At 58.0% G+C, this 21,703-nt stretch carries 29 protein-coding genes and 2 tRNA genes; 15 read left to right on the top strand and 16 right to left on the bottom strand.

The features are described 5' to 3' along the window. The first annotated feature begins 2 nt into the window (after positions 1–2). From KUV46_15675 to KUV46_15660, 4 genes are read left to right on the top strand one after another with little or no spacing between them, the layout of a single operon-like run. Positions 3–410, top strand: coding sequence for a hypothetical protein (locus KUV46_15675; protein QYJ00748.1), 408 nt, complete (start codon positions 3–5; stop codon positions 408–410). Positions 411–427: 17 nt separating this feature from the next. Next, positions 428–766 carry a hypothetical protein gene (locus KUV46_15670; GenBank protein ID QYJ00747.1) on the top strand — a complete coding sequence of 113 codons (339 nt, stop codon included), beginning with the start codon at positions 428–430 and terminating at the stop codon, positions 764–766. A gap of 1 nt (position 767) precedes the next feature. Beyond that, positions 768–3,056, top strand: a complete 2,289-nt coding sequence (locus KUV46_15665; protein QYJ00746.1) for a phage tail length tape measure family protein — start codon at positions 768–770, stop codon at positions 3,054–3,056. A 60-nt stretch (positions 3,057–3,116) separates the two neighbouring features. Next, positions 3,117–3,629, top strand: coding sequence for a hypothetical protein (locus KUV46_15660; protein ID QYJ00745.1), 513 nt, complete (start codon positions 3,117–3,119; stop codon positions 3,627–3,629). Positions 3,630–3,679: 50 nt separating this feature from the next. Here the strand turns inward: KUV46_15660 and KUV46_15655 are convergent, their stop codons facing one another. Next, positions 3,680–4,009 carry an excalibur calcium-binding domain-containing protein gene (locus KUV46_15655; GenBank protein ID QYJ02429.1) on the bottom strand — a complete coding sequence of 110 codons (330 nt, stop codon included), beginning with the start codon at positions 4,007–4,009 and terminating at the stop codon, positions 3,680–3,682. A 93-nt stretch (positions 4,010–4,102) separates the two neighbouring features. Here KUV46_15655 and KUV46_15650 point away from each other — a divergent pair, with 93 nt between their 5' ends. The 5 genes from KUV46_15650 to KUV46_15630 are packed head-to-tail and all read left to right on the top strand — an operon-like array spanning position 4,103 to position 11,514. After that, positions 4,103–4,594: a DUF1833 domain-containing protein gene (locus KUV46_15650; protein QYJ00744.1), complete on the top strand. Its 492-nt coding sequence runs from the start codon at positions 4,103–4,105 to the stop codon at positions 4,592–4,594. Continuing rightward, positions 4,591–4,977 carry a C40 family peptidase gene (locus KUV46_15645; protein QYJ00743.1) on the top strand — a complete coding sequence of 129 codons (387 nt, stop codon included), beginning with the start codon at positions 4,591–4,593 and terminating at the stop codon, positions 4,975–4,977. Before KUV46_15650 ends, KUV46_15645 begins: the two co-directional genes overlap by 4 nt. Continuing rightward, positions 4,965–7,352 carry a hypothetical protein gene (locus KUV46_15640; GenBank protein QYJ00742.1) on the top strand — a complete coding sequence of 796 codons (2,388 nt, stop codon included), beginning with the start codon at positions 4,965–4,967 and terminating at the stop codon, positions 7,350–7,352. Before KUV46_15645 ends, KUV46_15640 begins: the two co-directional genes overlap by 13 nt. Beyond that, positions 7,352–7,825, top strand: coding sequence for a hypothetical protein (locus KUV46_15635; protein ID QYJ00741.1), 474 nt, complete (start codon positions 7,352–7,354; stop codon positions 7,823–7,825). Before KUV46_15640 ends, KUV46_15635 begins: the two co-directional genes overlap by 1 nt. A gap of 38 nt (positions 7,826–7,863) precedes the next feature. Beyond that, a complete protein-coding gene (locus tag KUV46_15630) occupies positions 7,864–11,514 on the top strand; it encodes a hypothetical protein (protein ID QYJ00740.1) in 3,651 nt (1,216 codons plus the stop codon). A 30-nt stretch (positions 11,515–11,544) separates the two neighbouring features. On the opposite strand, the gene KUV46_15625 is transcribed toward KUV46_15630, so the two are convergent. Next, the gene (locus KUV46_15625; protein QYJ00739.1) at positions 11,545–12,093 is read right to left on the bottom strand and encodes an HNH endonuclease; all 549 of its coding nucleotides are present in this window, start codon (positions 12,091–12,093) and stop codon (positions 11,545–11,547) included. A gap of 48 nt (positions 12,094–12,141) precedes the next feature. Here KUV46_15625 and KUV46_15620 point away from each other — a divergent pair, with 48 nt between their 5' ends. Then, positions 12,142–12,708, top strand: a complete 567-nt coding sequence (locus KUV46_15620) for a hypothetical protein (protein ID QYJ00738.1) — start codon at positions 12,142–12,144, stop codon at positions 12,706–12,708. On the opposite strand, the gene KUV46_15615 is transcribed toward KUV46_15620, so the two are convergent. Next, positions 12,705–13,478, bottom strand: a complete 774-nt coding sequence (locus tag KUV46_15615) for a hypothetical protein (GenBank protein ID QYJ00737.1) — start codon at positions 13,476–13,478, stop codon at positions 12,705–12,707. The two genes, KUV46_15620 and KUV46_15615, sit on opposite strands and share 4 nt — an antisense overlap. A 153-nt stretch (positions 13,479–13,631) precedes the next feature. On the opposite strand from KUV46_15615, the gene KUV46_15610 reads away from it, so the two are divergent. From KUV46_15610 to KUV46_15600, 3 genes are read left to right on the top strand one after another with little or no spacing between them, the layout of a single operon-like run. Beyond that, positions 13,632–14,126: a hypothetical protein gene (locus KUV46_15610; protein QYJ00736.1), complete on the top strand. Its 495-nt coding sequence runs from the start codon at positions 13,632–13,634 to the stop codon at positions 14,124–14,126. Positions 14,127–14,163: 37 nt separating this feature from the next. After that, positions 14,164–14,349: a hypothetical protein gene (locus tag KUV46_15605; protein QYJ00735.1), complete on the top strand. Its 186-nt coding sequence runs from the start codon at positions 14,164–14,166 to the stop codon at positions 14,347–14,349. After that, positions 14,346–14,639: a hypothetical protein gene (locus KUV46_15600; GenBank protein QYJ00734.1), complete on the top strand. Its 294-nt coding sequence runs from the start codon at positions 14,346–14,348 to the stop codon at positions 14,637–14,639. Before KUV46_15605 ends, KUV46_15600 begins: the two co-directional genes overlap by 4 nt. Before the next feature lie 180 nt (positions 14,640–14,819). Here KUV46_15600 and KUV46_15595 read toward each other — a convergent pair whose 3' ends face one another. The 9 genes from KUV46_15595 to KUV46_15555 all read right to left on the bottom strand — a co-directional run bounded on the left by KUV46_15595 (position 14,820) and on the right by KUV46_15555 (position 18,680). After that, entirely contained in the window at positions 14,820–15,008 is a 189-nt protein-coding gene (locus KUV46_15595) for a hypothetical protein (GenBank protein ID QYJ00733.1), read from the bottom strand. Positions 15,009–15,128: 120 nt separating this feature from the next. Next, positions 15,129–15,506, bottom strand: a complete 378-nt coding sequence (locus KUV46_15590) for a hypothetical protein (protein ID QYJ00732.1) — start codon at positions 15,504–15,506, stop codon at positions 15,129–15,131. A 30-nt stretch (positions 15,507–15,536) separates the two neighbouring features. Further along, positions 15,537–15,800, bottom strand: coding sequence for a hypothetical protein (locus KUV46_15585; protein QYJ00731.1), 264 nt, complete (start codon positions 15,798–15,800; stop codon positions 15,537–15,539). 93 nt (positions 15,801–15,893) lie between these two features. Next, on the bottom strand, positions 15,894–16,199 hold the full coding sequence (locus KUV46_15580; protein ID QYJ00730.1) for a hypothetical protein: 306 nt from the start codon (positions 16,197–16,199) through the stop codon (positions 15,894–15,896). Between the two features lie 30 nt (positions 16,200–16,229). After that, positions 16,230–16,853, bottom strand: coding sequence for an SOS response-associated peptidase family protein (locus KUV46_15575; GenBank protein QYJ00729.1), 624 nt, complete (start codon positions 16,851–16,853; stop codon positions 16,230–16,232). Positions 16,854–17,255: 402 nt separating this feature from the next. Beyond that, a complete protein-coding gene (locus KUV46_15570) occupies positions 17,256–17,681 on the bottom strand; it encodes a hypothetical protein (GenBank protein ID QYJ00728.1) in 426 nt (141 codons plus the stop codon). Continuing rightward, the gene (locus tag KUV46_15565; protein QYJ00727.1) at positions 17,681–18,124 is read right to left on the bottom strand and encodes a hypothetical protein; all 444 of its coding nucleotides are present in this window, start codon (positions 18,122–18,124) and stop codon (positions 17,681–17,683) included. Before KUV46_15565 ends, KUV46_15570 begins: the two co-directional genes overlap by 1 nt. Further along, positions 18,121–18,342, bottom strand: coding sequence for a hypothetical protein (locus KUV46_15560; GenBank protein ID QYJ00726.1), 222 nt, complete (start codon positions 18,340–18,342; stop codon positions 18,121–18,123). Before KUV46_15560 ends, KUV46_15565 begins: the two co-directional genes overlap by 4 nt. Before the next feature lie 229 nt (positions 18,343–18,571). Beyond that, a tRNA-Met gene (locus KUV46_15555) sits at positions 18,572–18,680 on the bottom strand. A gap of 96 nt (positions 18,681–18,776) precedes the next feature. Between KUV46_15555 and KUV46_15550 the strand changes: the two genes are divergently transcribed. Continuing rightward, positions 18,777–18,863 (top strand) — tRNA-Leu (locus tag KUV46_15550). 19 nt (positions 18,864–18,882) lie between these two features. Here the strand turns inward: KUV46_15550 and KUV46_15545 are convergent. The 4 genes from KUV46_15545 to KUV46_15530 all read right to left on the bottom strand — a co-directional run bounded on the left by KUV46_15545 (position 18,883) and on the right by KUV46_15530 (position 20,793). Next, the gene (locus tag KUV46_15545; protein QYJ00725.1) at positions 18,883–19,212 is read right to left on the bottom strand and encodes a hypothetical protein; all 330 of its coding nucleotides are present in this window, start codon (positions 19,210–19,212) and stop codon (positions 18,883–18,885) included. Between the two features lie 109 nt (positions 19,213–19,321). Beyond that, complete coding sequence (locus tag KUV46_15540; protein QYJ00724.1) at positions 19,322–19,978, bottom strand: hypothetical protein; 657 nt, start codon at positions 19,976–19,978, stop codon at positions 19,322–19,324. A 59-nt stretch (positions 19,979–20,037) separates the two neighbouring features. Continuing rightward, positions 20,038–20,436: a hypothetical protein gene (locus tag KUV46_15535; GenBank protein ID QYJ00723.1), complete on the bottom strand. Its 399-nt coding sequence runs from the start codon at positions 20,434–20,436 to the stop codon at positions 20,038–20,040. 12 nt (positions 20,437–20,448) lie between these two features. After that, complete coding sequence (locus KUV46_15530; protein ID QYJ00722.1) at positions 20,449–20,793, bottom strand: hypothetical protein; 345 nt, start codon at positions 20,791–20,793, stop codon at positions 20,449–20,451. Between the two features lie 129 nt (positions 20,794–20,922). Between KUV46_15530 and KUV46_15525 the strand changes: the two genes are divergently transcribed. After that, positions 20,923–21,696: a Crp/Fnr family transcriptional regulator gene (locus KUV46_15525; GenBank protein ID QYJ00721.1), complete on the top strand. Its 774-nt coding sequence runs from the start codon at positions 20,923–20,925 to the stop codon at positions 21,694–21,696. Positions 21,697–21,703: the final 7 nt, after the last annotated feature.

Here is a 21,703-nt window from a genome sequence, read left to right as displayed (position 1 = left end):
CCATGGACCTTTCGAGCGTAAAGCCGCACACGACCACGTTCCATCTGGTGCTGCCTGGTACGCGTAAGCGTATCGGGCTGGCGCTGGAGCTCCAGTCCATGACGAGCGATGCCGTCGAGGCGGTTGATAAGGCGGCGTTCAAAGAGCGTCGCGACATGCTGGAGCGCGGCGAAGAGCCAGATGCGGCGTTTCTGGAGCGCAAGGGCCTTGATCGCTACTGCGCCGCCGTTGTCGGATGGACGTGGGAAGACGATTTCGAAGGCAATACTGGCAACTGGGGCGGAGAGCAGCTCGAGTTCACGCCTGAGAACCTGCGCAAGGTCATGGGCAATGACGTCGTTCTCTCGCAGGTGATGGCAGCGGCAGGCGACGACGCGCGTTTTTTCGCCAAGCTTGCGAAGGCTACGTAAAGCACCTTCGCAACCGGGTGAAATATCACACGCCCGGCTTTGACGGAAAAACGCGGGCGGACATTAACCGGGAGTTTGGACAGCCAGTCCCGACTGTCCGCAAGCCCGCCAATGGCCCTGAACATATCCTCGACTGGTTCTGGCGTCTCAATGAGACCAGGACACACGACGAGGGCGGGCCGCAGGCAATCACCTATACCGAAATCAGCGCATGGACCGGGCTCTCAGGAATCCGGCTCAAGCCACACCAGCTAGACGCCCTCAAGGCGCTCGACCTCGCCTATCGCGAGGAGATGGCTGAAGCGATGAAGTACCACCGCAAGCGCGAAGAGCGTGAGAGGAAGAAAGGGAAGTAGGATGGACATTGCCCCGCTCACTTTCCGGGTCGACTCCTCCGGTGCTGTCACTGCCGAGGGCGACCTCGACGAGCTCACCGCCGCTGCTGGCCGAGCTGATGCTGCACAGGAAAGCCTTGCTGCATCAGCAGGCCGTGCGGCCGCAGCCGAAACCAATATGAGCGCCAAAGCCAAGGCAGCGACGGCCGCGGTCAATGCTCATACGGTGGCAGCGAAGGCGAACACGGCGGCGATGAACATGCAGGCGGCCTCTGCACGTGCCGTCGCTGGCCGTCAGCAGCAGATGATGTTCCAGACCAACGACATTGCGATGTCTCTGGCGTCTGGTCAGGCGCCGTACATGGTCGCAATCCAGCAAGGCTCGCAGCTGGCCCAGGTCTATGCAGGGCCTGGCGGGCTGAACAATGCGCTCCGTGATTTCAATAAGCTAATGGTCGGGGTTGTGGGGACGTTGGTGCGCTTCGCCGCGCCAATCGCAGCGGCGACCGCTGCGGCTGGTGGCCTGTATTTGGTGTATCGGCAGGTGACTGCAGACGCGAGGAATATGCGCGCCGCCATGGAAGACCTCGACGAAGTCATGGACGACGCTCGTGACGCAATGGCTGACGCTGCAGAGTACAGTCATCGGATCGACCTTGCTCGCATGGGTATGGAGGCGGATAGCAGCGTAGGGCCGGTCGATCGACTTTCAAATGCGCTCACTGGCGTTGCTGCCTCACTGAATGATGTCACGGTCGCTCGCTGGGTCGAAGAAACAGCGCGGCTGGGTATCGAGGCTGATAGGATTGCGGAGAAGATTGCTCAGCTTGAGAAGCCTGTGGTGTACGGTTTCGGATCGATGGGCTTTGAAATGCCTAAGACTCGAGAGCAAGAGCGTTTACTTCTCCAGCTTCGCCAGCAAGAGGCTGGCATGCGCGCGCAACAGCGAGACCGACTCGACTTCCTGAGCCCAGAGCGGGCGCAGAGTATTCTCGGCGCATTGGGCCGCTTCGATCTTAATGGGATGGGCGAGCAATTCCGTGACGCGCTGGACGGAGCTGTGGAGCCCGCCGAGAAGACCGGACGCGCTATCGATGAGGCGGCACGGTCGATGGAGCGCCTTACGAATGAGGCGGAGAAGTACGCAGACGGTCGCGCTAAGGCGCAATTGAATGAAGTCGAGTACATCAACTATCGCCGCGACCGGGACGTTGAAGCCATTCAGGAGGCAGCCGACGCGGCTATCGCCGCAGGCAACAATGTCCACGAGGTCGAGGCATTGGCCAATGCCGCCGCAAAGGACCGAAGACTGCAGGCCGAGCACGATATCGCGGATCTACGCGAGCGGCTGGTTGAACAGAGCCTTTCACGCCTTCAGAGTGGGTTTGATGCCTGGATGCGTGAAATTGAGGACGAGCAGCGAAGGCTCGACCGTGAAAGACGAGACCGCGAGCGGCTTTCCAGCGATAGAGTGAACTTTGAGCGCTCCCTGCAGCCGGGCACCGACATGCAGCAGGTCGATTGGTGGGAGGCCGACGCCCTTGCCCGCAACGACGAGCTTTGGCGGGAAGGTGTAAGGCTTTATGGAGAAGCGCAGGCCGAACGCCTTGGCCTGAAGCAGCAGTTTCTCGACCGCGAGACCGAGATCGAACGCATCGCCGCAGAGGACCGCAAGCGCATCCGGCAAGCCCAGTATAGCGCCACGCTAGGCGCGTCCGCTAACTTCTTCGGCGCCATGGGCCAGCTGCTCGACAGCAACACAGAGAAGCAATCAGCCGCGGCTCAGGCAGCGTTTGCGATCGCAAAGGGACTCGATCTCGCTCAGGCCACCATGAACAGCTATGTGGCTATCACCGAGGCATGGGCTGACCCGACGCTCCCATACTTCATGAAGATCGCGGCCTCCATCCAGGCGGCGACAACCGTGATGGCAGCGGTGGCGAATATCCGCAGGACCACGCTTTCGGGTGCGCGCGAGATGGGCGGGCCAGTGTATGGCGGCGGAACCTATCTTGTGGGCGAAAAGGGACCGGAACTGTTCACGCCGGGCGCCTCTGGCCAGATCACGTCGAACGCCAACCTCCAAAAGGCCGTCAAAGGTGGCGGCGAAGCGCCGAACATCCAGATCATCAACAACGCGCCGGGCGTCGTCGTTCGCAAGGAAGGTCCAGACATGAACCCACGCTTTATCATTGAGCAGGCGAAAGCCGAAACGGTCGCGAACCTTAGAGACGATATTGCCAATGGCGGCGACACGTCGAGGCTTATCGAGGGGCAATACGGCCTTAATCGGGGGTCAGGGTCGCGATAGGGCTTACGCTCAACCAGAAATGTGCGATTGTTCCTCGGGTAAAAAGTAAGAGAGGATTTCGTGCGCCATTTTTTAGCAGTACCCGCGCTGTCACTGGCTTTAGCTGCTGCCTGCGGTGAGACCATGTCGCAGGAGGAAAAGAACAAGCAAGTGTTTCTCGACGGCTGCAAGGAGACCATCGAAAAGCGGCTCAAAGCCCCTAGCACGGTTCAGTATGTCGATGTCACCTTTGTCGGCGTAAGCTCTGAACCCATCGATATGGAGTGGGCGCAGCAAAAACTCGACGAGCTTGCCGAGAGTGATCGTGTGGGAGATGGCGTAGAGGCGGTCAATCTAGAGTTTGCGATAGAGGACCTGCAGGCTGGACGGCCCGCTACGAAAGATACTTATGCCGCCTTCATTTCGTATGATGCAGAGAACGGGTTTGGCGCACCAATTCGAATGGTCTCGACCTGCCAGCTCGACACCTACAACAAGTTCGTCGCCAACATGGGCGCTGAGCGAGTCGACGGAAAAACTCACACCGACTGGCTTATTGATGGGATGCAGGAGCTTAGGCGGAACAGCGATTGAGCGAGTGAAGAGTTAGGCCTTCTCGACGGCATTGATCCGCCAGTGCAAAGCTATTCGCACCCGATCCCGTCATTGTCCCGGTCCAGATGAGAGCCATAGCCTGGATCACCTCGACGTACCGGCGCTGCACCCGCTGCGCGCGCTTCTGAGCAGTTCGCGAAAGCACGCCGCTGAGAGCGATTATCCGTGCCGTTGAGTTTCGAGCTTAGGTTATTCGATTGCGTTCGTGCCGGCTGACTCCTCGGCGCCGATCTATGACAGTGATAGCCGCCATTCTTTCGGTCATTGTGACAGCCTTGGGCATTTAGTCCGCCGCCATGTGAGAACGCAGGCGATGAGAGCGTGCCAGCTAGAAGCAAGCAAGCAAGTAGAGCGCGCATGATCTCCCTCCGTGGTTGAGAATGATAGGGCGCCTCAAATCGTCAAGAGTCAATCGCCCGCCCAAACCGGCGGCGTTTTCATGAGGTCAATGCATGACGGACCTTTCCGCGCGCCTGCAGCGCTACAATGCGTCCGCTCCAGCGGGCGAAGTGCTTCGTGAAACCCTCACGCTCACACACTCGGCGTTTAGCCAGGACTGGCACCTCACGAACTTTCAGTCGCCGTTCAGCGCCAATGTCGGCGGCGTCGCAGTCGACTTCCTGCTTCACCCATTCACATTCCGCAGGCCTGAAGACAGCACGAGCGGCCGCTTCGAAGTGCAGGCTGACATCTTCAACACGGGCCCGGTTTTTATCGATCAGCTTCAGGCGGCCGCCGCCGTGGCGACTGAGCGCATTCAGCTCATCTATGGCGCCTATCTCGACGCAGGCACGGACCCAGAGGAAACCTTCACGCTGGAGGTCTCAGGCGCGGCACCCGGCTCAAATGCCGTCACGGTGAAGGCTGTGATCGCGAACATGCTGAACGGCAAATATCCGCGCGATTTCTATCGGTCGGACAAGTTTCCGGGGCTGAGACGATGAACGCAGAGGCCGTCATCAACGACATGCTCGCGACGACGTATGAGCGCGGCGGGCGCGGGCCAGACAAGTTCGATTGCTGGGGAATGGTCTGCGAGGTTTGCAAACGCATGGGATGGACTGTGCCAGCCGATCCAATCGCGCATTCAGATGACCCTCGCACGTTGCTCAAGATTTTCCGGGACGAGGTCAAACCTCACCAGTGGGTTCGCGCTGACAGGCAAGACGGCGCGATCGCGTTCTTCGGCAGGCTGGCGGCGGCGCGTCATGCTGGTATCGTCATCAATGGCGGCGTCCTGCACACGCAGAAGTCACATGGTCCGGATTGGCTTTCACCTGCGGACCTCTCAGACCACAAGATTGAGTATGCTCTATGGGCACAGTAACGCTTCAATCGAGCCTCACTGATCCGTCGGCGCGCCTCGTCGTGCCATGGGACAAGACGTTTTTGGAGTTCGTCGAGGAGTATTTCCCGGATCCGGAAAAGCTCAATTCCATGTCTCACCTCACCGTCGATATGGGCACGGGTGAGACCGTGGACTTTGGCGAGGCCTGGCTTGAGCCCGTAGGAGACCGTCACCTCACCATGCAGCTCATGCCTGCCGGTGTTGATCCGCTCACGGCGGCAATCATTGTCGTGGCCTCCGTCGCACTCTCGGTGGCCGCAACCTTCCTTCTTCAGCCGAAGGCACCCTCGCAATTTGGTGAAGATGCGGCGCAGAGTGTTTATTCGGTCACCGCACAGGCCAACCGGGCAAAGCTGGGCGGGGTCATCCCTGAGCAATTCGGCACGTGGGAGCGCACACCCGAATATGCGAGCCAGTCCTACCGTCTCTTCGACGGCAATCAGGAAATCAGATATTTCCTTCTCTGCCTGGGGGCAGGCGATCACGACAACATAGATATCCGGATCGGCGACACACCGGTCTCTGACCTGCCTGCGGGCATCGTCGAGAGCGCGGTGTATAAGCCAGCCGATCACACGTCGGAGCTTGGCGTCATCGATGCAGACTTTGGTATCCATGAGAACGTCGTCACATCAGGCGAGGTCGACCAGCTGGAGCTCGAGACAGAGCGCGCCTTCACAGACACGGTGAACGGCACAATTTCCGGCACGACAATCACGTTCAATGAACTATGGGCGGAGTCGAACGCGGCCGCTGGCGATACCATTGAAATTCTCTCGCCCTTCACTGCAACCAAGATCATTGCCTCTGTCACATCAGGCGGAATGAGCGTCACGACGGCGTTCAGCAGCTCGGCAACCGATGAAGATATCGAGTTCGTGATCCGCAGGACAAGCGGGCTTGGTCGCGGGCCGTTTGTGGCGAACCGTGCTGGCACTGAAACTCAGAAGATCGAGTTGGATGTCGAGTGGCCGGGCGGACTGTTCAAGCAGAAGGATAACGGCAACTTCGCGGACCTGACCGTGGAACTCACGGCGACAGTTCAGGAGATTGATGACGCAGGCGACGACGTCGGCTCTCCGACGACACACGTCTTTGAGGAAACCGGCTCCAGCAATGACCCGATCAGGCGCTCCTACGTCATTACCAAACCGGCAGGGCGCTATAAGGTATCGCTGAGCCGTACCGACGACCAGGAAGTGAAGGCACGCGATTCCGACCGCACGATCTGGACCGGCCTTAAAGCCTATCTGACCTACGACACCGAGGCGGCTGTCTATGGAAACGTCACGCTCGTCGCGCTCAAGATCACCGGCGCTCAGGAAATCTCCAGCTCTTCGCGATCGCGTATCTTCGTGAAGTCCACCCGCACAATCACAGACCTCGACGGCGATCCGGTGACCGGCGGCAATCTCGCGGATGTGATGAAGTACATCTACTGCACGCAGGTGGGCAGGCCGGAAAGCGAGATCGAAGTCTATGACGCGGAAAGCAATCCGGCGGCTTACAAGCTATTCCAGACCGCTCAGGCGAGCCGTTCGGGCTTCAATGGTCTGTTCGATACCGTCGGGACCGTCTGGACCGCGCTGGAGGCGGTAGCCGCGTTGGGCAGAGCGCGGCCTTATCCGAAGGCCATGACGCTGTCGCTCGTGGTCGACGAGGCAAAAGACCGCCGCGCGAACGTGACGCCATTGAACGTGATCCGTGGCACGATGAAAGCGCAGTACAACTGGATTGAGCCAAGCGGTTATGACGGCGTGGTTATCGAGTACAATGACGCGACCACCTTTGAGCGCAAAACGGTCTCGTGGCCGCTCTCTGAAGATAATCTGGAGAACCCGAAGCAACAGCCTGTGATCGGCCTTACCGATGACGATGAGGCACTGTCCATGGCGAAATATATCTGGCGCCAGATCACGCTTCAGAACCTTGAGCTCAGCTGGGCGATGGAGCTCGCGGGCCGAAACTTCAAGCCCTTTGATCGTCTCGGACTTGTGTGGCCGGACTTCAACTGGGCAGACGCCGCCCAGGTCATGGCGGTCAGTGGCTCCGCTCTCACGCTGAATAAGGTTGCGCCGGCAGGGGCGCTCTATGTTCAGTTGACCGGTACTGATGGGCTCTGCAGCGCAGTCCTGACGGCGACCGGCGATGGAAGCAAGACGATCACGCTCGGAGCTGCTCCGCCGTTCACGATTGAAGTCGACGGGTCGAAAGTGCGGACGGCTTGCGTCTTCGGTCTCGCGAGCGATTTTCCAGTCAAGGATGTCAAGGTTCAGCGCATACGCGCGAGCAAGAACCGGACGACAATCGAGGCTGTAAACTACACTGAAGCTCTATTTACGGATCTGGTCTGATGGCGAATGCTAAAACGTGGCCTTCCAGCCTGAAAAAGCCGCTCTTGTCATCGGCAAATGTTGCGCTGGATTTTGGATATGAGAGCAGCGAAATGGAAGCTGGCACGCTTCTACAGCGACAGATTTATCCGGAACCGACCGGCCGACGTAATGTCGAAATCCATGTCACGACATTCGAGCTGGCACGTGCTGTCGATTTTTTGCGAAACCTAAACGGCGCGAGCTTTGACATGCCTCTGTCGGTGCCCGGCGATCCAGACACGTCGAGGCCTACCGTTTCAGCACGCTTTCTCGGTGGCGCCAATCATCAAGCCTTGGATGGAGACTCCGGCTTGTTGAGTTTCAACGTTTTCATCGAGGCGCTACCTGAACCGCAGGCCGATGGATACTTCGAGTATTTCGACGAGCTCGAAGGCGACTTCGACGCTTATTGGCAAGCTCTCGAGAACCTCGTGAACAACCACCCGGCATAAAGCCGGTCTGACTTCTCCGACAATCAAGGAATGATGCTATGGCTGACATCAGCGGGCTAACGCCTACGCAAAAAATCGCGCGCGGTGAATCGAATGAGCAAGCGCGCGAAGACTGGGTGAATAACACCGAAGGCACAGTGACGACGCCCGCTGGCACCACACTTAAGCCGCTAAAAGTCATTCAGGACGAGATCGAGGCAGCGGCGGCAACGGCAGCCAGTACGCTTCGCTCTGAGCTGGTCGCGCTCTATGAGCCGATTGTTTACGCCACGACGGCCGCTATGACGGCTGCGCTTTCTGGTCTTGATGTGGGTCAGGCAGTCATTGACGAGGAAGCTGGCGCATTCGGCTTCGTAGTCGACGACAGCGGAAATACATTTCAGCCGGTGCTGACGGCCGCGGACTTCGCGCAGCTCGCAGTCTCGCAGTTTGCGTCAATCGACCCAGCCGATGTCGGAGGCACGGCGAATGCGATCACGCTCACGACCGGGTATTCGCTTGGATCAACTCCAGAGACGATCGCGTTCGAGCCAGCCGCATCCAATACTGGTGCTGTCACCATTGCGGTCGACGGTAACACCGCAGCGGATCTATTGTCGTCCTCTGGTGACGCCCTGTCAGCTGGCGATCTCGTTGAGGGCCAGGTCTACCTTTGCAAGCTCGATGCAAACGGTGACTACAGGCTCGCGACGGGTGGCGGCGCAGGCATCGGTCCATCCTTCAATGATCGTCTCTCAACCGGCGACAGGACCGCCAGCCTCAAACTGAATGCCACCGGTTTCACCGCAGGCTTTAACGGAAACCTCATCAACGGCGATACGGATGCTGACGACGCGGGCGGTCGCCGCATCAATTCTGGCACTGCTGCAACAGCCATCTCGGTCACTATTCCAATGCCCGGACTGCTGCCGAGGGTGCTCAAAGCGATCAGGCATAAGCAAAGCAGCACGGCGACGGCAGGCACCTTCCTGGTAGAGGGGTCAAACGACAATGGGGCGAGCTACACGACCATCAAGAGCGGCATCGCTATTGGTGGAGCGACAGAGCAGCTAATCGATCTTGAAAACTCGACGGCGTACAGCCTGTATCGCGTGCGAGGCACCTCCGGCACGGCCAGCGCGACCGTTTGGTGGACGGAATGGGAGTTCAACATCGGCGTCACCGTCGATGTGCTGACCGATGGCTTCGAAGCGGCGCGCGCAGAATATCATGGCGCGAACAGTCGCCGCGTCGCCAGAATGCAGGATGAACTCGCGCGGGCCGCACAGTCCTCAATGCCGCCGATCGACTATGTGCCCCAGAAATTCATTCTGGGTTCTGCTGGCGCGGTTCTGACCACGACGGCGGACGCCGGGGGCAACAAGCGCACAGCGCTGAACAACGTCGTGATTGGCGATGGATCGTTTGTCTACTACCCGTCGATGAGCAGCACGGCCTATGACCCGGCAGGTGTCTACCATCTCGAAATCATCCCGGTAGATCCAGAACGAACTGACGACATCCAAATCGACATTATGCTGAATGCGAGCGTCACCCGAAACGACTCCCTCGTTGTCGACCGAGGTACGTTTGGCATTGTGCGGGCGAGCTTCCGAAATGAGAATGGAGGCGTGGCGAACTCCAGCTTCTATCCTCGGATCACCAACAACGGCGCCACCGATATTGAAATCCTCCCGCCTCGCTTCGCAACAACAGACCTTTCGGCATTTCCAGACTTCCGCCGCGCTTTTTATGCGACCGATGTTCCGCTCTGGCAGCCAGAAGTGCGCCGGTTCGACTGGTGGAGCAATCCAGGCTTCTGGGAAGATCGGTGGGACCATCTGGCGCGGTCGGCAGACTACTGTGTAGATGCCGTGAATGGAGACGACGCGACAGGCGATGGGTCTAGGTTCAACAGGTGGGCAAGCCTGTCAGAAATTCCCACATTGACCGATGGCAAGGTTGTATCCTTTTCGCGCGGCTCCGTATTCAGAGAGCAACTCGGCTCGTACTGGGGGCAGGACGTTCACGTCGCGTTCGTGGGCGATAATTTCGGCGCGCTGCGGGTTGGCAATAATCCGACAATATCCGCCTGGCAGTCGATCGATGATGCCGATATCTCGGCGGTTGGTGACGGTACGTACACATTCACCTTCACTGGGGACGCTAGCTCGTTGCCGACGCTCGATTCCGCCTTGAATAATGGCTACAACCGCATCGGTCTCAGACGGAGAAATGCTGCACTCGACGCAGCCGGAAAGCCCGTGGCGGCCGGCGCCACTTTCAAGTGGGTCTCTGCGACCGGATCGCTGTCGGAAGAAGGCACAGTCTATGCCGCCTATGCGACCGGCACCTGGACGGTAACCTTCCGGCCATTCGCAAGCGAGACGCCTAAAGACGGAAGCCACACCTATGAGGTGACCGACTTCGCTGGTTCGATACTGCACGCCGCTGGCAACCTGCCTGAAAAGGGGTGCATCTTCGCCAACCTGAATTTTGACGGCGCTGTGGCTGGCTACGGTATGATTTCGTCCGGCTTCGGAACGCTGATTGACCGCGCAACTTTCCTCGGCGGCGACACTCATGATGCGGTGATCGGCTCGTTCAAGATGACGCGTTCAGCAATCCTGAAACAGGGCGACACATCGGACAGTATCGTTGTGGCTTACTCGGATCAGGACACCTCCGACCAAGTGACGCACTACGAGAATGTTTTTAACATCTCGCAGGGTGCCTTTTATGCGCACAATGCCGGAGGCGAAAGCGAGGCCGCCAAGGCGCTGATCGTGACAGGTTCTCATATCCGTTCACAGCGCGACCCTGACACGAATGCGCTGGTGGGTGGGCTGGGAGCGGCGGACCAGACTTATGTTTCCATTTACCGCCAAAACTACGTCAACGGGGCAGAGAAGGTCTCCATGCGCTTCGCTACGACCTACACGCCAGAGATCGTTTACGAAGAAAACCTGGTCCGCAACGTAGCGTTTGTTACCCCGTCGACGCGGAACCACAACAATATCTATGTCGGCTCAAATTGGGGCGACACAGCGATCGCCGCCAATCGTGGACATACGGCATGCCGGTTCGCCAACGATGGCAACTTCACCAATAATCTCTGCATTCTCACGCACGACCCAGCCGAGCTGGTCTCCGGAAATGCGTCTGACTCTCGCGCGACCATTTACGTTGACACGCCCGCGGGCGGACCGACGACGGATGCAGCTACGGTGCGAAGAAACATCTTTGTCGTTTATGTGCCATCGGCAGACCAATTCAATCTAGCGACGATAACGTCTTCGCTTGCGCGTTTCGATATCGATGAAAATATCTACATCTTCGTATCGGACACGCCGCTTGCTTACGGTACGCCCGGCCAGAGCTACGGCGAGCCCACGAACAAGCGAGCCCTCGGCCAGTGGGTGGCAAATACAGGCTACGACGCGAACAGCCTTTTCCTCGACTTGCGCGGCCATCCGCTAGGCATCAATGCAGTCTTCCGTGATTTCGCCAATGGCGACCTTCGCTGGGCCGCAACCGACGCGGCAAGGCAGGTGCAGGCTTTCAATGCCAGGCGCATCGCAAACGGCGATCTGCCGATCGGACCAAGCTGGACCATTGACGAGTGGCCATATGAGCCGACCCCGGACGAAATCTTCCAGATGATCAATCGCGGCGCTCCGATGATGGGTACCAGTCTGGGCAGCTACTAACCCGCTGCTTTCAACTGCCGCCTTCGGGGGTTATTTGACGTGCGCCCATTTGAGCCGATGTCGAACGTTGTAGATGGTTGCCCGAGCAACATCGTACTTTTTGGCAAGTTCAGTGTTGCTCAGTGAGCTCGCGCGGATGGCTCGAACCTTCGCCTCATTTAGTTTGGCTGATTTGTACCGATTGCCTCTTGCTTGACGGTCCTTGGCGATTTTGTCCGCATTATTTTTGTGCACATCTCCAGCGAAAAGATGAGCGGGATTGCAACAACATGGGTTGTCGCATTCGTGGCAAACTAGAGCGGGTGGCGACGTTTGATGGCTTAGCTCGAACGCAACTCTATGAGCCCACATTGTAATTCCGTTTCGCGTGAACTTTCCGTAACCCTTCCAACGGGTTTTCGCCCTCCACGGCCAACACTCGTCTGCACCCCGGATGTCTACTTTTGACCATAGCGTGCATGGCAGCGAGCAGAAGCGCTGTCTCACTCCGGTGGCCTCAAACGAAGAGCCGCAATGGTGACATTTTTTCTGAGCTGACCAGTTTTCCGGAAGTGTCATGCAATCAAAATTATCCATCATTGGCACCCTGCACAAGTGGTGCCTTTTTCATGCCCGAAAGGTAGATCCATGAGCACACCGCAGGACGTGTTTGACCGCGTCATCGTCCCGATCATCGACCGCGAGGGCGGCTATGTTGACCATCCAGCTGATCGGGGCGGGCCGACAAAGTGGGGCATCACACAAGCGACGGCCCGTCGCCATGGCTATCGCGGCCATATGAAGGATCTGCCGCGCGGCGTCGCCGAGCATATTTACGCGGTCGAATACTGGGAGGGACCAAACTTCGAGGGCGTGGCGCAGCTCTCCGTCCCGATCGCGGCGGAGCTCACCGACACGGGCATCAATATGGGCGTGTTCGTCGCGGCCGGGTTCCTGCAGCGCGCGCTCAACGTCTTCAATAATCGGGGCCGCCTTTATGCAGATCTGCGCGCTGATGGTCGGATCGGGCCAAAGACGCTGACGGCGCTGGAGACGTATCTGAAGCGGCGCGGGGTGGACGCCGAGGCGGTCATGGTCGCGGCGCTGAACAGCTTTCAGGGCGAGCGCTATGCCGCGATCGCGGAGAATGACGCCAGCCAGGAGGACTTCGCCTATGGCTGGTTCAGGACGCGGGTGCTGGAGGGGGCGATCTAGCAGAAACTCTGCTCGAATTTCAGGATTACGCTTCTGGTCTCAGATGCGATCTGCTGCATTGTCGCAAGAATTGGTTGGCGCTCGAAGATCTTTGTGTTGCCGAACACGAGTTCAGCCGGCGCTTGCTCAAGGCGCTTTATTTCAGCGTCTTTGAATCCCGGGCCAACCATCAGGCTGAGCCGGTCGCCAGCGAACCTCGCGTTCGGTCCAAAACGGGCCGTAAATCCCGATGGGGTGACGATAAGCAGCTCCTTGATTACGCCGTAGCTCACCGTGGGCATCAAGAGGTTGTGCTTATCAATATTGTTGAGTTTGTTTAGGCCCCACAAAAGACTATCCGCACGCTTGAAGGGCCGGACATCATTCAAGATGATTTTCTCAATCGCTGGGAAAGAGTCCTTGATGTTTATGCTCTTCATTATGGTCGAAAGCTCCTCCTCCGTTTCGCGAAACGGAAATTGATTTTTGCCGCTTCGCTTTGCATCCGGATTTTGGGTGTGAGCTCTAACGAGGGTCATCCAACAATAGTCTAGCGCCGACCGGAAGTTGTGGATCGCATCGCCTAAAGCCAGGCAGATAATAGGGTCGATGCCTTTCGTCTGTTCATAGACGAGGCTGCATTCTTCTGTTGCTGGATCGTGCTCGATTTTGATCGTGTAGAAATCGGACGCCTCAAATTCGGCGATACCAGCCTGTAATGCCTCAAGGTGCTCGCAAGCCCTCGCAAATTTCAGCTTCGCGCCGATGAACGCTTTCGGAGGAAGTTTCACGGGCAATTCCTTCGGTCGAAAAAGAGACCATAGCTGACGCAGTGGTTTTGTCACTTCTGAGCGACGAGCCGCATTCGTCTTGCTCTACGGCGCGCCCGAGCCGGGCGAGCCAGCCCCCGAAACAGCAGACATTTTTGAGAAGGATGAAGAGCCATGATCTCTGCAGCGCTCTCGTTTTTTGGAGCACGGCCAGCGCTTGTGAAGGTGCTGGCCGTTTTGATTGGAGCGGTCGCTCTCTGGCTGGCCGGCCGGGCGTGGGTCGCCTCGATTGAGCACGCGGCGTTTGAGCGCGGTAAGTCCGCCTGCCGGCAGGCGCGTCTCGAGCAGGATCTCGACGCCGCGGGCCGGGCGCTTTCCGAAACCGCCGCTTCAGCTGCTCAGGCCATGTCCCAGACGCGCGTGCTGGGGCATGCGGCCGGCGAGTTGCGAAGCTGGCTCAATGCGCAGCTGCAGGAGCTCGAGCTTCCGACAAACACCTACCAGGACGCCAGACAGGAGAGCGCAAATGCCATGGCCAACCTTTCGCCGGACACTGACACTTGCCTTGATCGCGTGCCTGACCGGCGCGTGTGCCTCGCAAGAGCCAAGGCCCTCGGCTTCGATCCTGAGCTGTCCTGTCCTGCCGGTGGACCTGGCAGAGGGGATTGAGGGCCCGGCGTTTGAAGATGTCGAGCGGCCGGATCTGATGGCGCCCTATAACGCGCAGCTCGCCCAGGGCGATGGCTATTACAAGCTCGCCGACAAGACGGTCGAGGCGGCCCGCAAGATCGCGCCGACAATCATTGCGGCCGTCGAAGACGCCTGGGATGAGATGCGCGCGGGCATTCCGGAGCGCTGCGGCGGGGAGCTGGTGGAAGGGAAAGCAGGATGAGCGTAGAGACCTTGCTGACGATCGCGATCGTTCCCGCCTTCATAGGGATGGGCGGCGCCATGGCGGCGCTCTGGCACAAGCTGGGAAAGCGCGATGAGACCATCATGGAACTCGCCCGCGAAAACATCACGCTGGCTACTGCCGCGAAACAGGATGCGCGCGAGGACGTTGCTCAACTGATGAAGGCTGTCGATGCGATAAAGCTGGCCACGGAAAGCGTGCAGGGCATGGCGCAAATGCGCGATGACATTATCGAGATCCGCAATCTGCTGGAGGGACGCGCCCCATGACCAGCGAGGCGAGACGTTGTCTTGATGAGGTAAAGCGCCACAGGCTGGATGAAGGGTCAACGATTGTACGTCAGGCTGTGCGCATGACGCTTGAGCAGGTGGTTGATGACTTAAAGCGCGCGACGGAACGGCTGAATGAGAAGTCGCGGTCCAAAGGGAAGGCGGCCTGAAGGGATCGTCTCAGCCTTCAATCTTCTGGGTGACGAACCGGGTCTCGATCGTGCTGGTAATGTGCCGCGACAGGTTCATGGTCGCATCGTCGCCTTCGGGTGATTGCGGGTTGCTAATCTCTGCAAGCATTTCAGCGGGCGCGGTTCTGATCGTAACGTAGATCAACTCTACGAGCGCCTGGTTCTCTGGTGGCTTCATATTCCCAGTCTCATTCTTGCGAGAAACTTGTGATCAAGGCGAGTAACAGGGCTTATACACACGCTTGACGCGAGTCAAAAGTGGGCTGGGCGTTATTGCACATCTAAAAATTCAGGAAATTCAGGCCTTACCGTTCGGCCCGGCCAAATTTTCCATCCATTCGAGGACGACGGGTTCGATGATGCCGGTGAGATCGAACTGAGCCTGTTTCGCCCGCGCCGCGTCGGCAGAGCCAAGGGCGCTCAAGCATTCGAGCGGCGCAGTACGGATTGCGACGAAGATCTTGTCCTCGAGGCGCTCGAACCTGATCACGAGGTCCCGGTTGCGGATTTTGACGCGTCCTTCGCGTTTGAAATATTTGTAGACGGCCGCCGTGAGCCGCCGAGCCAAACCAATTGCGGCGTCTGTGCGGTTCGCGTCGACTGGGCCTGCCAACTGTCGCAGAGCGTCTTTGGGTGCATCACTAAGGATCGCCGCGATGTAATCGCCAAGTGTCATAGGGGTCACGATGCAGCCGAAGCTGGTCCTTTAATCGGATCGCTTCTGTTTCCAGCTGTTCTGGATGAGCGTCTCCAGGTTTTGCAGATTTTCTGCAATTTCAGCTTCGTGTCTTCTCAGGTCGGCGAGAACATTATTGGCGGCTTCGCCGCGCAGAACACGCTCGGCAAGGGTGGTGCGCAATTCCAGTTCTCTCAATAAATCGTCAGACTTCAGAGGGGTGTCGTCGACGAGAGACGACCGCCGCGCAAGCACCCTCAACGCTTGTTCAAAATCCGGTTTAATGTGTTGCATTTCTATACCTCACGCGCGTTAGATAATGCGGAAACATAGATTTCAAGTAATTTTCGCGAAGTACAGGACAGCGTTGAAAGACGGTGTCTGGCGTTAGCGAAAAAGAGCGGTTCCGAACACTGCGAATGCTCCGGTAATTACCACGACGGCGGCGGCCAGAAGCGACCAGAACATCCATCGTCTGCCTCGCTCTGCATGGCGTGCGTTCCGGATCGCGCTGACACGCTGGGCCATCCCTGCATGCATCTCGTCGTCGATCTTCTCGGGGTCGAAGATTTCCCGCCTGGCCTTCTCGCGGGCGAGGGCGTCAGGAAACGTTCTCCTGTGCACTTCATCTTCGATCGCTTCAGGATCGAAGTCCGGATCTGGATAGCGCGGTGCTTTGTCTTTGTTGTCCATGATCTCAGACGTTTCGTAGTTTTGCCCCGTCTAGACGAGGCGACATTCTTCCGTTGATAGCGGGCGCTGTAGCGCCAAACTCTTTTCGCCGCCTTTCAGCCATTCAGCGCCTTCATCGATGCTGGTGAGAATAACGGGCATCGCCTTCGGGTGGATCGGCTTCACAATTTCGTTCGGCTCTGTGGTCAGGAATGCGAATAGCTCGATATCGGTCTCGACCCGCTGGCGTCGCTTCTGCCCGTCCACAGGCATCAGGCGTTCACCATGCCAGGGGCGCCAGATGCCGGCGAAGAACGCGGCCTCGTTACCGGTCTCGAACCAGGCGTTTTCCTTCGCCTTAGCATTCCATTCTGCGAACCGAGTGAAGGGTACGAGGCACCGATATTGCGGTTCCAGCAGGTATTCCCTGTTCACGTCCTTCCACCAGCGGCTCTCGAGGTTCCGGATGTTGGTGATTGGCGTCTTGGTCTTTGCCGTCGCTGGCGGAAAGCCCCAGCGAAGCATTGCGAGCTCTATTCCGTCCTTGTGAGGCCGGAGTATGGGACCGTCCTGATCCGCGCCGACATAGCCCGGTTCAAGGTTGCCAGTGGCTGGCGTCGTAAAGAGCGGAAGCTGCATCTCCTCGGCGACGCTGCGTAGCGTCTGCAGGCTCATATCGTGACGGTATAAATTGCACATGCGCGTGAGCTAAGCACAACCGGGCACGCTAAACGAGTGAACTCGCGACAAGATAGAAAACGCCCATCATTGGTTAACCCCCATCAACCAAGGAGGCTTAAATGGGGGTAAATCTATCAATCGAAGCGAGAGTGCGGGCGCTGGAGCTGTTGGCGGTAGCCGGGCTCAACTTGCTATCGGCGGACGAGCGAAAGCGGCTCATGGCTGAAGTGTTCGTGACAGCAATGGCGGAGGACGGCGCCGGTCCCGTTCTCGGATCGCTCTGTCGCCTAAATCAGGCCGCTGAACAGGCGCCAGCCACCGACCAGCACCGATCCCAGAATGAGGACGGTCGCGATCAGCGCGAGTAGGTAGACCAGCCAGCGTGACCGGTGCGGATCATCGGTCACGCTTCGCCCAACCGCCGACGCTCGGCGCAGCGGGAAGGTCATTTGGATCTCGTGTCGCTTCATCGACGAAGCGCATATAAACACGAGACGCGGTAGCTTCCGCCGCGCGTCTTGCAGCCCTGCGATCAATGCTTTTAAGTCCCGTCTTGTCAGAGCGCCGGTTCGTTTTGAGAACGACATGAATGCCATCTTCGAACCGACGCCGGGATATCGGATCCAGAGCTTTCCAGTAATTGACCCGTGCCTCGTCTTCGCAGGTGTCCGGCTGCCAGGCGTTGAGCAACTTCACGAATGCTTGCAGCAGGGTCTCGGCTGCTGGATCACTCTCATATGCCCGGCCAGATGCGTAAGCTTTGCGGGTAGTGTACGGAAGCTGCAGGATAGCTTCGGTGTAGGTCTCGATTAAATCGGCCATCAGTGACACCAACTGGCTCGGTCGTCGATAGGCTTACCGTCTTCTGTATGGCGCCAGTGTTTCGAGGGGCCGACCCGCGATAGATACATGCCCACGTCCATGTGATCAGCAATCACCCGACTCACTATTCGGTCGCCCGACATGTGCCCAACCGGTAGGAATGTGACGGACTTGCCTTCGAGGAACCCTTCCAGCTGCCCCCATGCCTTGAATCCGAGAACCCGCTCACGCTCACACTTTGCGCCGCCGATAGCAGCCCCGACACCCCCCTTTTCTGGCGCGTCGATATCCGCAATACGTATCTCTACCTTTGTGCCGTCAGGCATCTCGCCGCGCAATCCGTCGCCGTCGATCACCTCAATGTACCATAGCGGAATCGGCTCCGGTGCAGGACTGGTCCATACAGGCTGAAGAGCTATCAGGGAGACAATGGTGCCAATCATGGTGTGTTGTCGCGAATGATTACCTTCACGTCCTTCAACTTCTCATCGACGATAACAGTCTCGCCGCACGAAAGGGTCAACTCCGTGAAGCCGTCGGACGTAGGCGAGGCTAATTCAATCTTGCCCAATTGGACCAAGACGGGGTCGCCTTGGTCGTCCTTAAATTCATGCCAATAAGCCAAAACAACCTCCTCTTCGATCCGGCCTAGGGTGCGCATGCTGTCTCGCTTGGCAACAGCCGAGCAGTATCTGTTCACAGGATAGCACTAACTTGGCCAAGCACCTTATCAGGGTCGGAACGAATGAGGAACAAACAGATTGGCCGCAGTGCCGTTACCGGGAGACAATAAGCGGCACGCGAACCCCTCATGAACAGAAGGGTCCGAAAGCGGGTCCGAACGGGGTCCGAACGCCTCTATGTGGCGGCTCGCAATGCATTGAAAATAGTGGTGGTTCGGGGGAGACTTGAACTCCCGACCTCACGATTATGAGTCGTGGGGCCTGAACGCAGCGAGAACAGAGTTCGGGACTATTCCGGGACTCGACATTCCGAACCGTTCCCCTGTATTCCCTTCGTTCCCGATAGGCCTGCGAGCCTGAAATGGCCAACTTCGCCGCTGTCACTGCAGTATTTATTGGGAAATCACGCCTTGCGGGCGTGGCGAAATTGGTAAACGCAAGGGACTTAAAATCCCTCGACCGTATGGTCTTGCCGGTTCAAGCCCGGCCGCCCGCACCACACCTGATTGTCGGGATGCCTAGGAAAGCGCCGTGTGGCGTGTCGGGCGTTCTGGCAGAAAGTCTGCCTGTTCTACGCGTGCACGGCATTCCGGCAGCGAATCCAGCGCTTCCTTGTCGAGGATGAGGGCGGAGTTGAACTCACCACTCTCGCCCTTAAGCGGAAGGGCGTACTGGCCGGTTTCAACGCCGCTATCGACTTCGACGGGGATGAGCGGAAGGCCAGAGCGGCATGCGGTCTCTGCATCGGACATCTCTGCAGCCGTCAGATATACACGCTCTGCAATCGCAGGCGCTGTGAAGAGCGCTGCGGCTGTGACGAGTGCGAGTGATCTGATGGAGGTGCGCATGGGTCCGGTCTGTTATCTCTTCTGTTGAAGAGAAAACGCCGATGCCGAAAACCGGTTCCGCACATGCTGTGCGAGCGCGCACCCGGACCAGGCGGCTAATTGACCGGTCTCACCCAGTATTCACCAGGATGAAGACGAATAGCGAGTAAAGCGCCGACAGGATGGCGAACTTGCCCACCGCCGCCAGGACGAACGGGCGAAGGTCGTGCCAGCTTGTCTGGCGGGCGATATTGGCGACTTCCGAGGCGATCTCGCGCGTCATGTCATCCATCTTGTGACCCGACAGAGACAGGATGATCTGCGTGGTCCGGCCGGCATCAAACGCATCTGCTTCTTCAAGAACCTGTTCGAAGACCAGCGCGGCAACCGTTTCGCCAAGCGCCTGTCTGGGCCGCCAGCGGTGTTCATGGAGTTTTGTGAGAACCAGTTTCGCAGTCGGGAAAATGACAATCGCGTCGCGAATGATGAAGGCAGCGAGCAGGATAACTGTCGCCACTGACATCACGGCGTGGGAATAGAGGCCAATGCGAAAGCCGAGCCAGGCAAGGACGAGCATGCAGGCCTTGATAAAGACCGACTGCACGAAGTGGATGAGGTTCTCCTGGAAGAAAACCACGGCGTGACTTCTGATCCTCTCACGCGCTTCGATCGCCGCCTGATGGATGATTTTCTGCTTTTTCCGGTTCACCGCATTGTCGATCGCCTTGCGGCCGAGGCTAACCCCCGTCGTCAGGGCAGATACAACGAGAAAAGCCGTCCTCAGCATGTGAGAACGGTCTTTAAATGCAGTCTGAATTTCTTTTCAGATGAACAGGCCATTGGCCGTTAGATCAGTTGATCGAACAGTTTTTGCAAGCCTTTCGACGCGTTGTCCGGGCTCGATATCAGGAAGTATCCAGCAGCCAGCGCGGCAGTAGCCGCAACGATCGGGCGCTTTTCAACAAGTGCCTCAATGGCGTCAAATGGCAGGTCGGCCAGCATGTCTGCGGTCGCTGATTCAAACTGATCAAGTTCCTCTTCGGTTGATTTTCCCGGCTTGAGAAAAACGACGGTGCAGATGCACGCAATGAATAGGAAAAGGCTTGCGACACATACCGTCGCCCATAGCAGACCGATCACCGAGGTCAGGGCGATCACGGCTGCTATGGTCAACGTCGTAACGCCGGCGAAGCCAAAAAAGACTGCGCCAGCGCCAGCAATTATTCTAAGTTTTGCAACGTCCATGAAGGTAAGCTGTTACTTACGCTTCAGCATGGCAAGGAGGACGCCGGTACCAAACGCGATACCAATCGATGCAAGCGGATTATCGCGCACCTTGTCCTCGATATAGTCACGGGCCTTTTCAGCTTCCCCGCCAGCCTTGTTGGCGTATTCCCTGGAGACCTTCACGCCGCGATCATACTCTTTCGAGGTCCGCTCGCGGATGTACTTTCCTGAGTTGGAAGCAAGTGATTGAAGGTCTGAGCGAAGCTGTGAAATATCGTCTTTCAGAGACTCAAAATCGGAATTTGCTGCTTTTGCAGCAGCTTCGGCGGTCACGTCTTTCACACCATTTGCCTTTGTCGCAGTTCTTCCAGCCATAAGTAACTCCCGGCATTGCTAATTAATCACGCTTTATCAACGTGAACGCCTTGCAAACGTTCCAAATGATATAGAATTTAGCGGCGCGGGCGTCTGACCATCGACGCAGGTAAGACTAGGGGTGTCGCGATGAGCGTTTTCAAGAAACGACTGGGTCAATATGTGACCCTCGGCGATGACGACTGGACGCCGTTTGACGAGCTCGAAACGACCGAGCAGGTTTTTCTGCCCGGCGATGATCTGGTCGAGGCTGGCGAAGAGATCCGGAACGTCTTTATCGTTCTGGAAGGTTGGGCGATCCGTTACAGGCTTCTGGAGGATGGACGTCGGCAGATCGTGAATTTCATGCTGCCGGGTGACGTTTTCGACCTTCAATCCCTTGCCGATCTGAAAGCGGACCATTCCCTGACGGCGATCACTGAATGCAAGGTGCTCGTTATTCCTTCGGATGTTTTTGTGAACATGCTCCAATCCTCGGCGCGTCTTGCCTCAGCTTTCTGGTGGTCAGCGGTTCAGGAGGAGTCGATCCTTCGCGAGCAGATCGTCAGGATCGGAAGACGGTCCGCCAAAGAGCGGATCGGACACCTCCTGCTGGAGCTTCACAGGCGATTTATCGGCGCCACAGGGCTGGACGTAGAGCGACTGACCGTGCCGCTGACGCGCGCCGACATTGCGGATGCCCTGGGGCTGACACCTGTGCATGTGTCTCGCACCATGTCGGCCATGCGCCGCGCTGACCTCATCACGGAAGGGCGGGGCGGGGAGATCACCATCGTTGACCGCAAGAAGCTGTCCCGCCTCTCGCATTTCGATACCGACTATCTTCATCTGAAGAAGCTGCATCTGGCTTCTGGCGAGCCCGTGAAGAGTGTTGCGGACACCGCGAGGGGGTTGGCAAAGTAAACTGACG

This window comes from Thalassovita mediterranea (genome assembly GCA_019448215.1).
Lineage (GTDB): Bacteria > Pseudomonadota > Alphaproteobacteria > Caulobacterales > Hyphomonadaceae > Henriciella.
This window is presented reverse-complemented; position numbering and strand designations above follow the sequence as displayed.

What these genes read in the sequence shown, in the direction of transcription:
- KUV46_15605 (QYJ00735.1), top strand. Translation starts at nt 14,164, where the DNA reads ATGGCGCCCTATAACGCGCAGCTCGCCCAGGGCGATGGCTATTACAAG.
- KUV46_15580 (QYJ00730.1), bottom strand. Translation starts at nt 16,199, where the DNA reads ATGGACAACAAAGACAAAGCACCGCGCTATCCAGATCCGGACTTCGAT.
- KUV46_15645 (QYJ00743.1), top strand. Translation starts at nt 4,591, where the DNA reads ATGAACGCAGAGGCCGTCATCAACGACATGCTCGCGACGACGTATGAG.
- KUV46_15525 (QYJ00721.1), top strand. Translation starts at nt 20,923, where the DNA reads ATGAGCGTTTTCAAGAAACGACTGGGTCAATATGTGACCCTCGGCGAT.
- KUV46_15530 (QYJ00722.1), bottom strand. Translation starts at nt 20,793, where the DNA reads ATGGCTGGAAGAACTGCGACAAAGGCAAATGGTGTGAAAGACGTGACC.
- KUV46_15570 (QYJ00728.1), bottom strand. Translation starts at nt 17,681, where the DNA reads ATGGCCGATTTAATCGAGACCTACACCGAAGCTATCCTGCAGCTTCCG.
- KUV46_15535 (QYJ00723.1), bottom strand. Translation starts at nt 20,436, where the DNA reads ATGGACGTTGCAAAACTTAGAATAATTGCTGGCGCTGGCGCAGTCTTT.
- KUV46_15620 (QYJ00738.1), top strand. Translation starts at nt 12,142, where the DNA reads ATGAGCACACCGCAGGACGTGTTTGACCGCGTCATCGTCCCGATCATC.
- KUV46_15630 (QYJ00740.1), top strand. Translation starts at nt 7,864, where the DNA reads ATGGCTGACATCAGCGGGCTAACGCCTACGCAAAAAATCGCGCGCGGT.
- KUV46_15575 (QYJ00729.1), bottom strand. Translation starts at nt 16,853, where the DNA reads ATGAGCCTGCAGACGCTACGCAGCGTCGCCGAGGAGATGCAGCTTCCG.
- KUV46_15665 (QYJ00746.1), top strand. Translation starts at nt 768, where the DNA reads ATGGACATTGCCCCGCTCACTTTCCGGGTCGACTCCTCCGGTGCTGTC.
- KUV46_15565 (QYJ00727.1), bottom strand. Translation starts at nt 18,124, where the DNA reads ATGATTGGCACCATTGTCTCCCTGATAGCTCTTCAGCCTGTATGGACC.
- KUV46_15600 (QYJ00734.1), top strand. Translation starts at nt 14,346, where the DNA reads ATGAGCGTAGAGACCTTGCTGACGATCGCGATCGTTCCCGCCTTCATA.
- KUV46_15590 (QYJ00732.1), bottom strand. Translation starts at nt 15,506, where the DNA reads ATGACACTTGGCGATTACATCGCGGCGATCCTTAGTGATGCACCCAAA.
- KUV46_15675 (QYJ00748.1), top strand. Translation starts at nt 3, where the DNA reads ATGGACCTTTCGAGCGTAAAGCCGCACACGACCACGTTCCATCTGGTG.
- KUV46_15540 (QYJ00724.1), bottom strand. Translation starts at nt 19,978, where the DNA reads ATGCTGAGGACGGCTTTTCTCGTTGTATCTGCCCTGACGACGGGGGTT.
- KUV46_15640 (QYJ00742.1), top strand. Translation starts at nt 4,965, where the DNA reads ATGGGCACAGTAACGCTTCAATCGAGCCTCACTGATCCGTCGGCGCGC.
- KUV46_15635 (QYJ00741.1), top strand. Translation starts at nt 7,352, where the DNA reads ATGGCGAATGCTAAAACGTGGCCTTCCAGCCTGAAAAAGCCGCTCTTG.
- KUV46_15545 (QYJ00725.1), bottom strand. Translation starts at nt 19,212, where the DNA reads ATGCGCACCTCCATCAGATCACTCGCACTCGTCACAGCCGCAGCGCTC.
- KUV46_15560 (QYJ00726.1), bottom strand. Translation starts at nt 18,342, where the DNA reads ATGCGCACCCTAGGCCGGATCGAAGAGGAGGTTGTTTTGGCTTATTGG.
- KUV46_15650 (QYJ00744.1), top strand. Translation starts at nt 4,103, where the DNA reads ATGACGGACCTTTCCGCGCGCCTGCAGCGCTACAATGCGTCCGCTCCA.
- KUV46_15585 (QYJ00731.1), bottom strand. Translation starts at nt 15,800, where the DNA reads ATGCAACACATTAAACCGGATTTTGAACAAGCGTTGAGGGTGCTTGCG.
- KUV46_15595 (QYJ00733.1), bottom strand. Translation starts at nt 15,008, where the DNA reads ATGAAGCCACCAGAGAACCAGGCGCTCGTAGAGTTGATCTACGTTACG.
- KUV46_15655 (QYJ02429.1), bottom strand. Translation starts at nt 4,009, where the DNA reads ATGCGCGCTCTACTTGCTTGCTTGCTTCTAGCTGGCACGCTCTCATCG.
- KUV46_15625 (QYJ00739.1), bottom strand. Translation starts at nt 12,093, where the DNA reads ATGATGGATAATTTTGATTGCATGACACTTCCGGAAAACTGGTCAGCT.
- KUV46_15610 (QYJ00736.1), top strand. Translation starts at nt 13,632, where the DNA reads ATGATCTCTGCAGCGCTCTCGTTTTTTGGAGCACGGCCAGCGCTTGTG.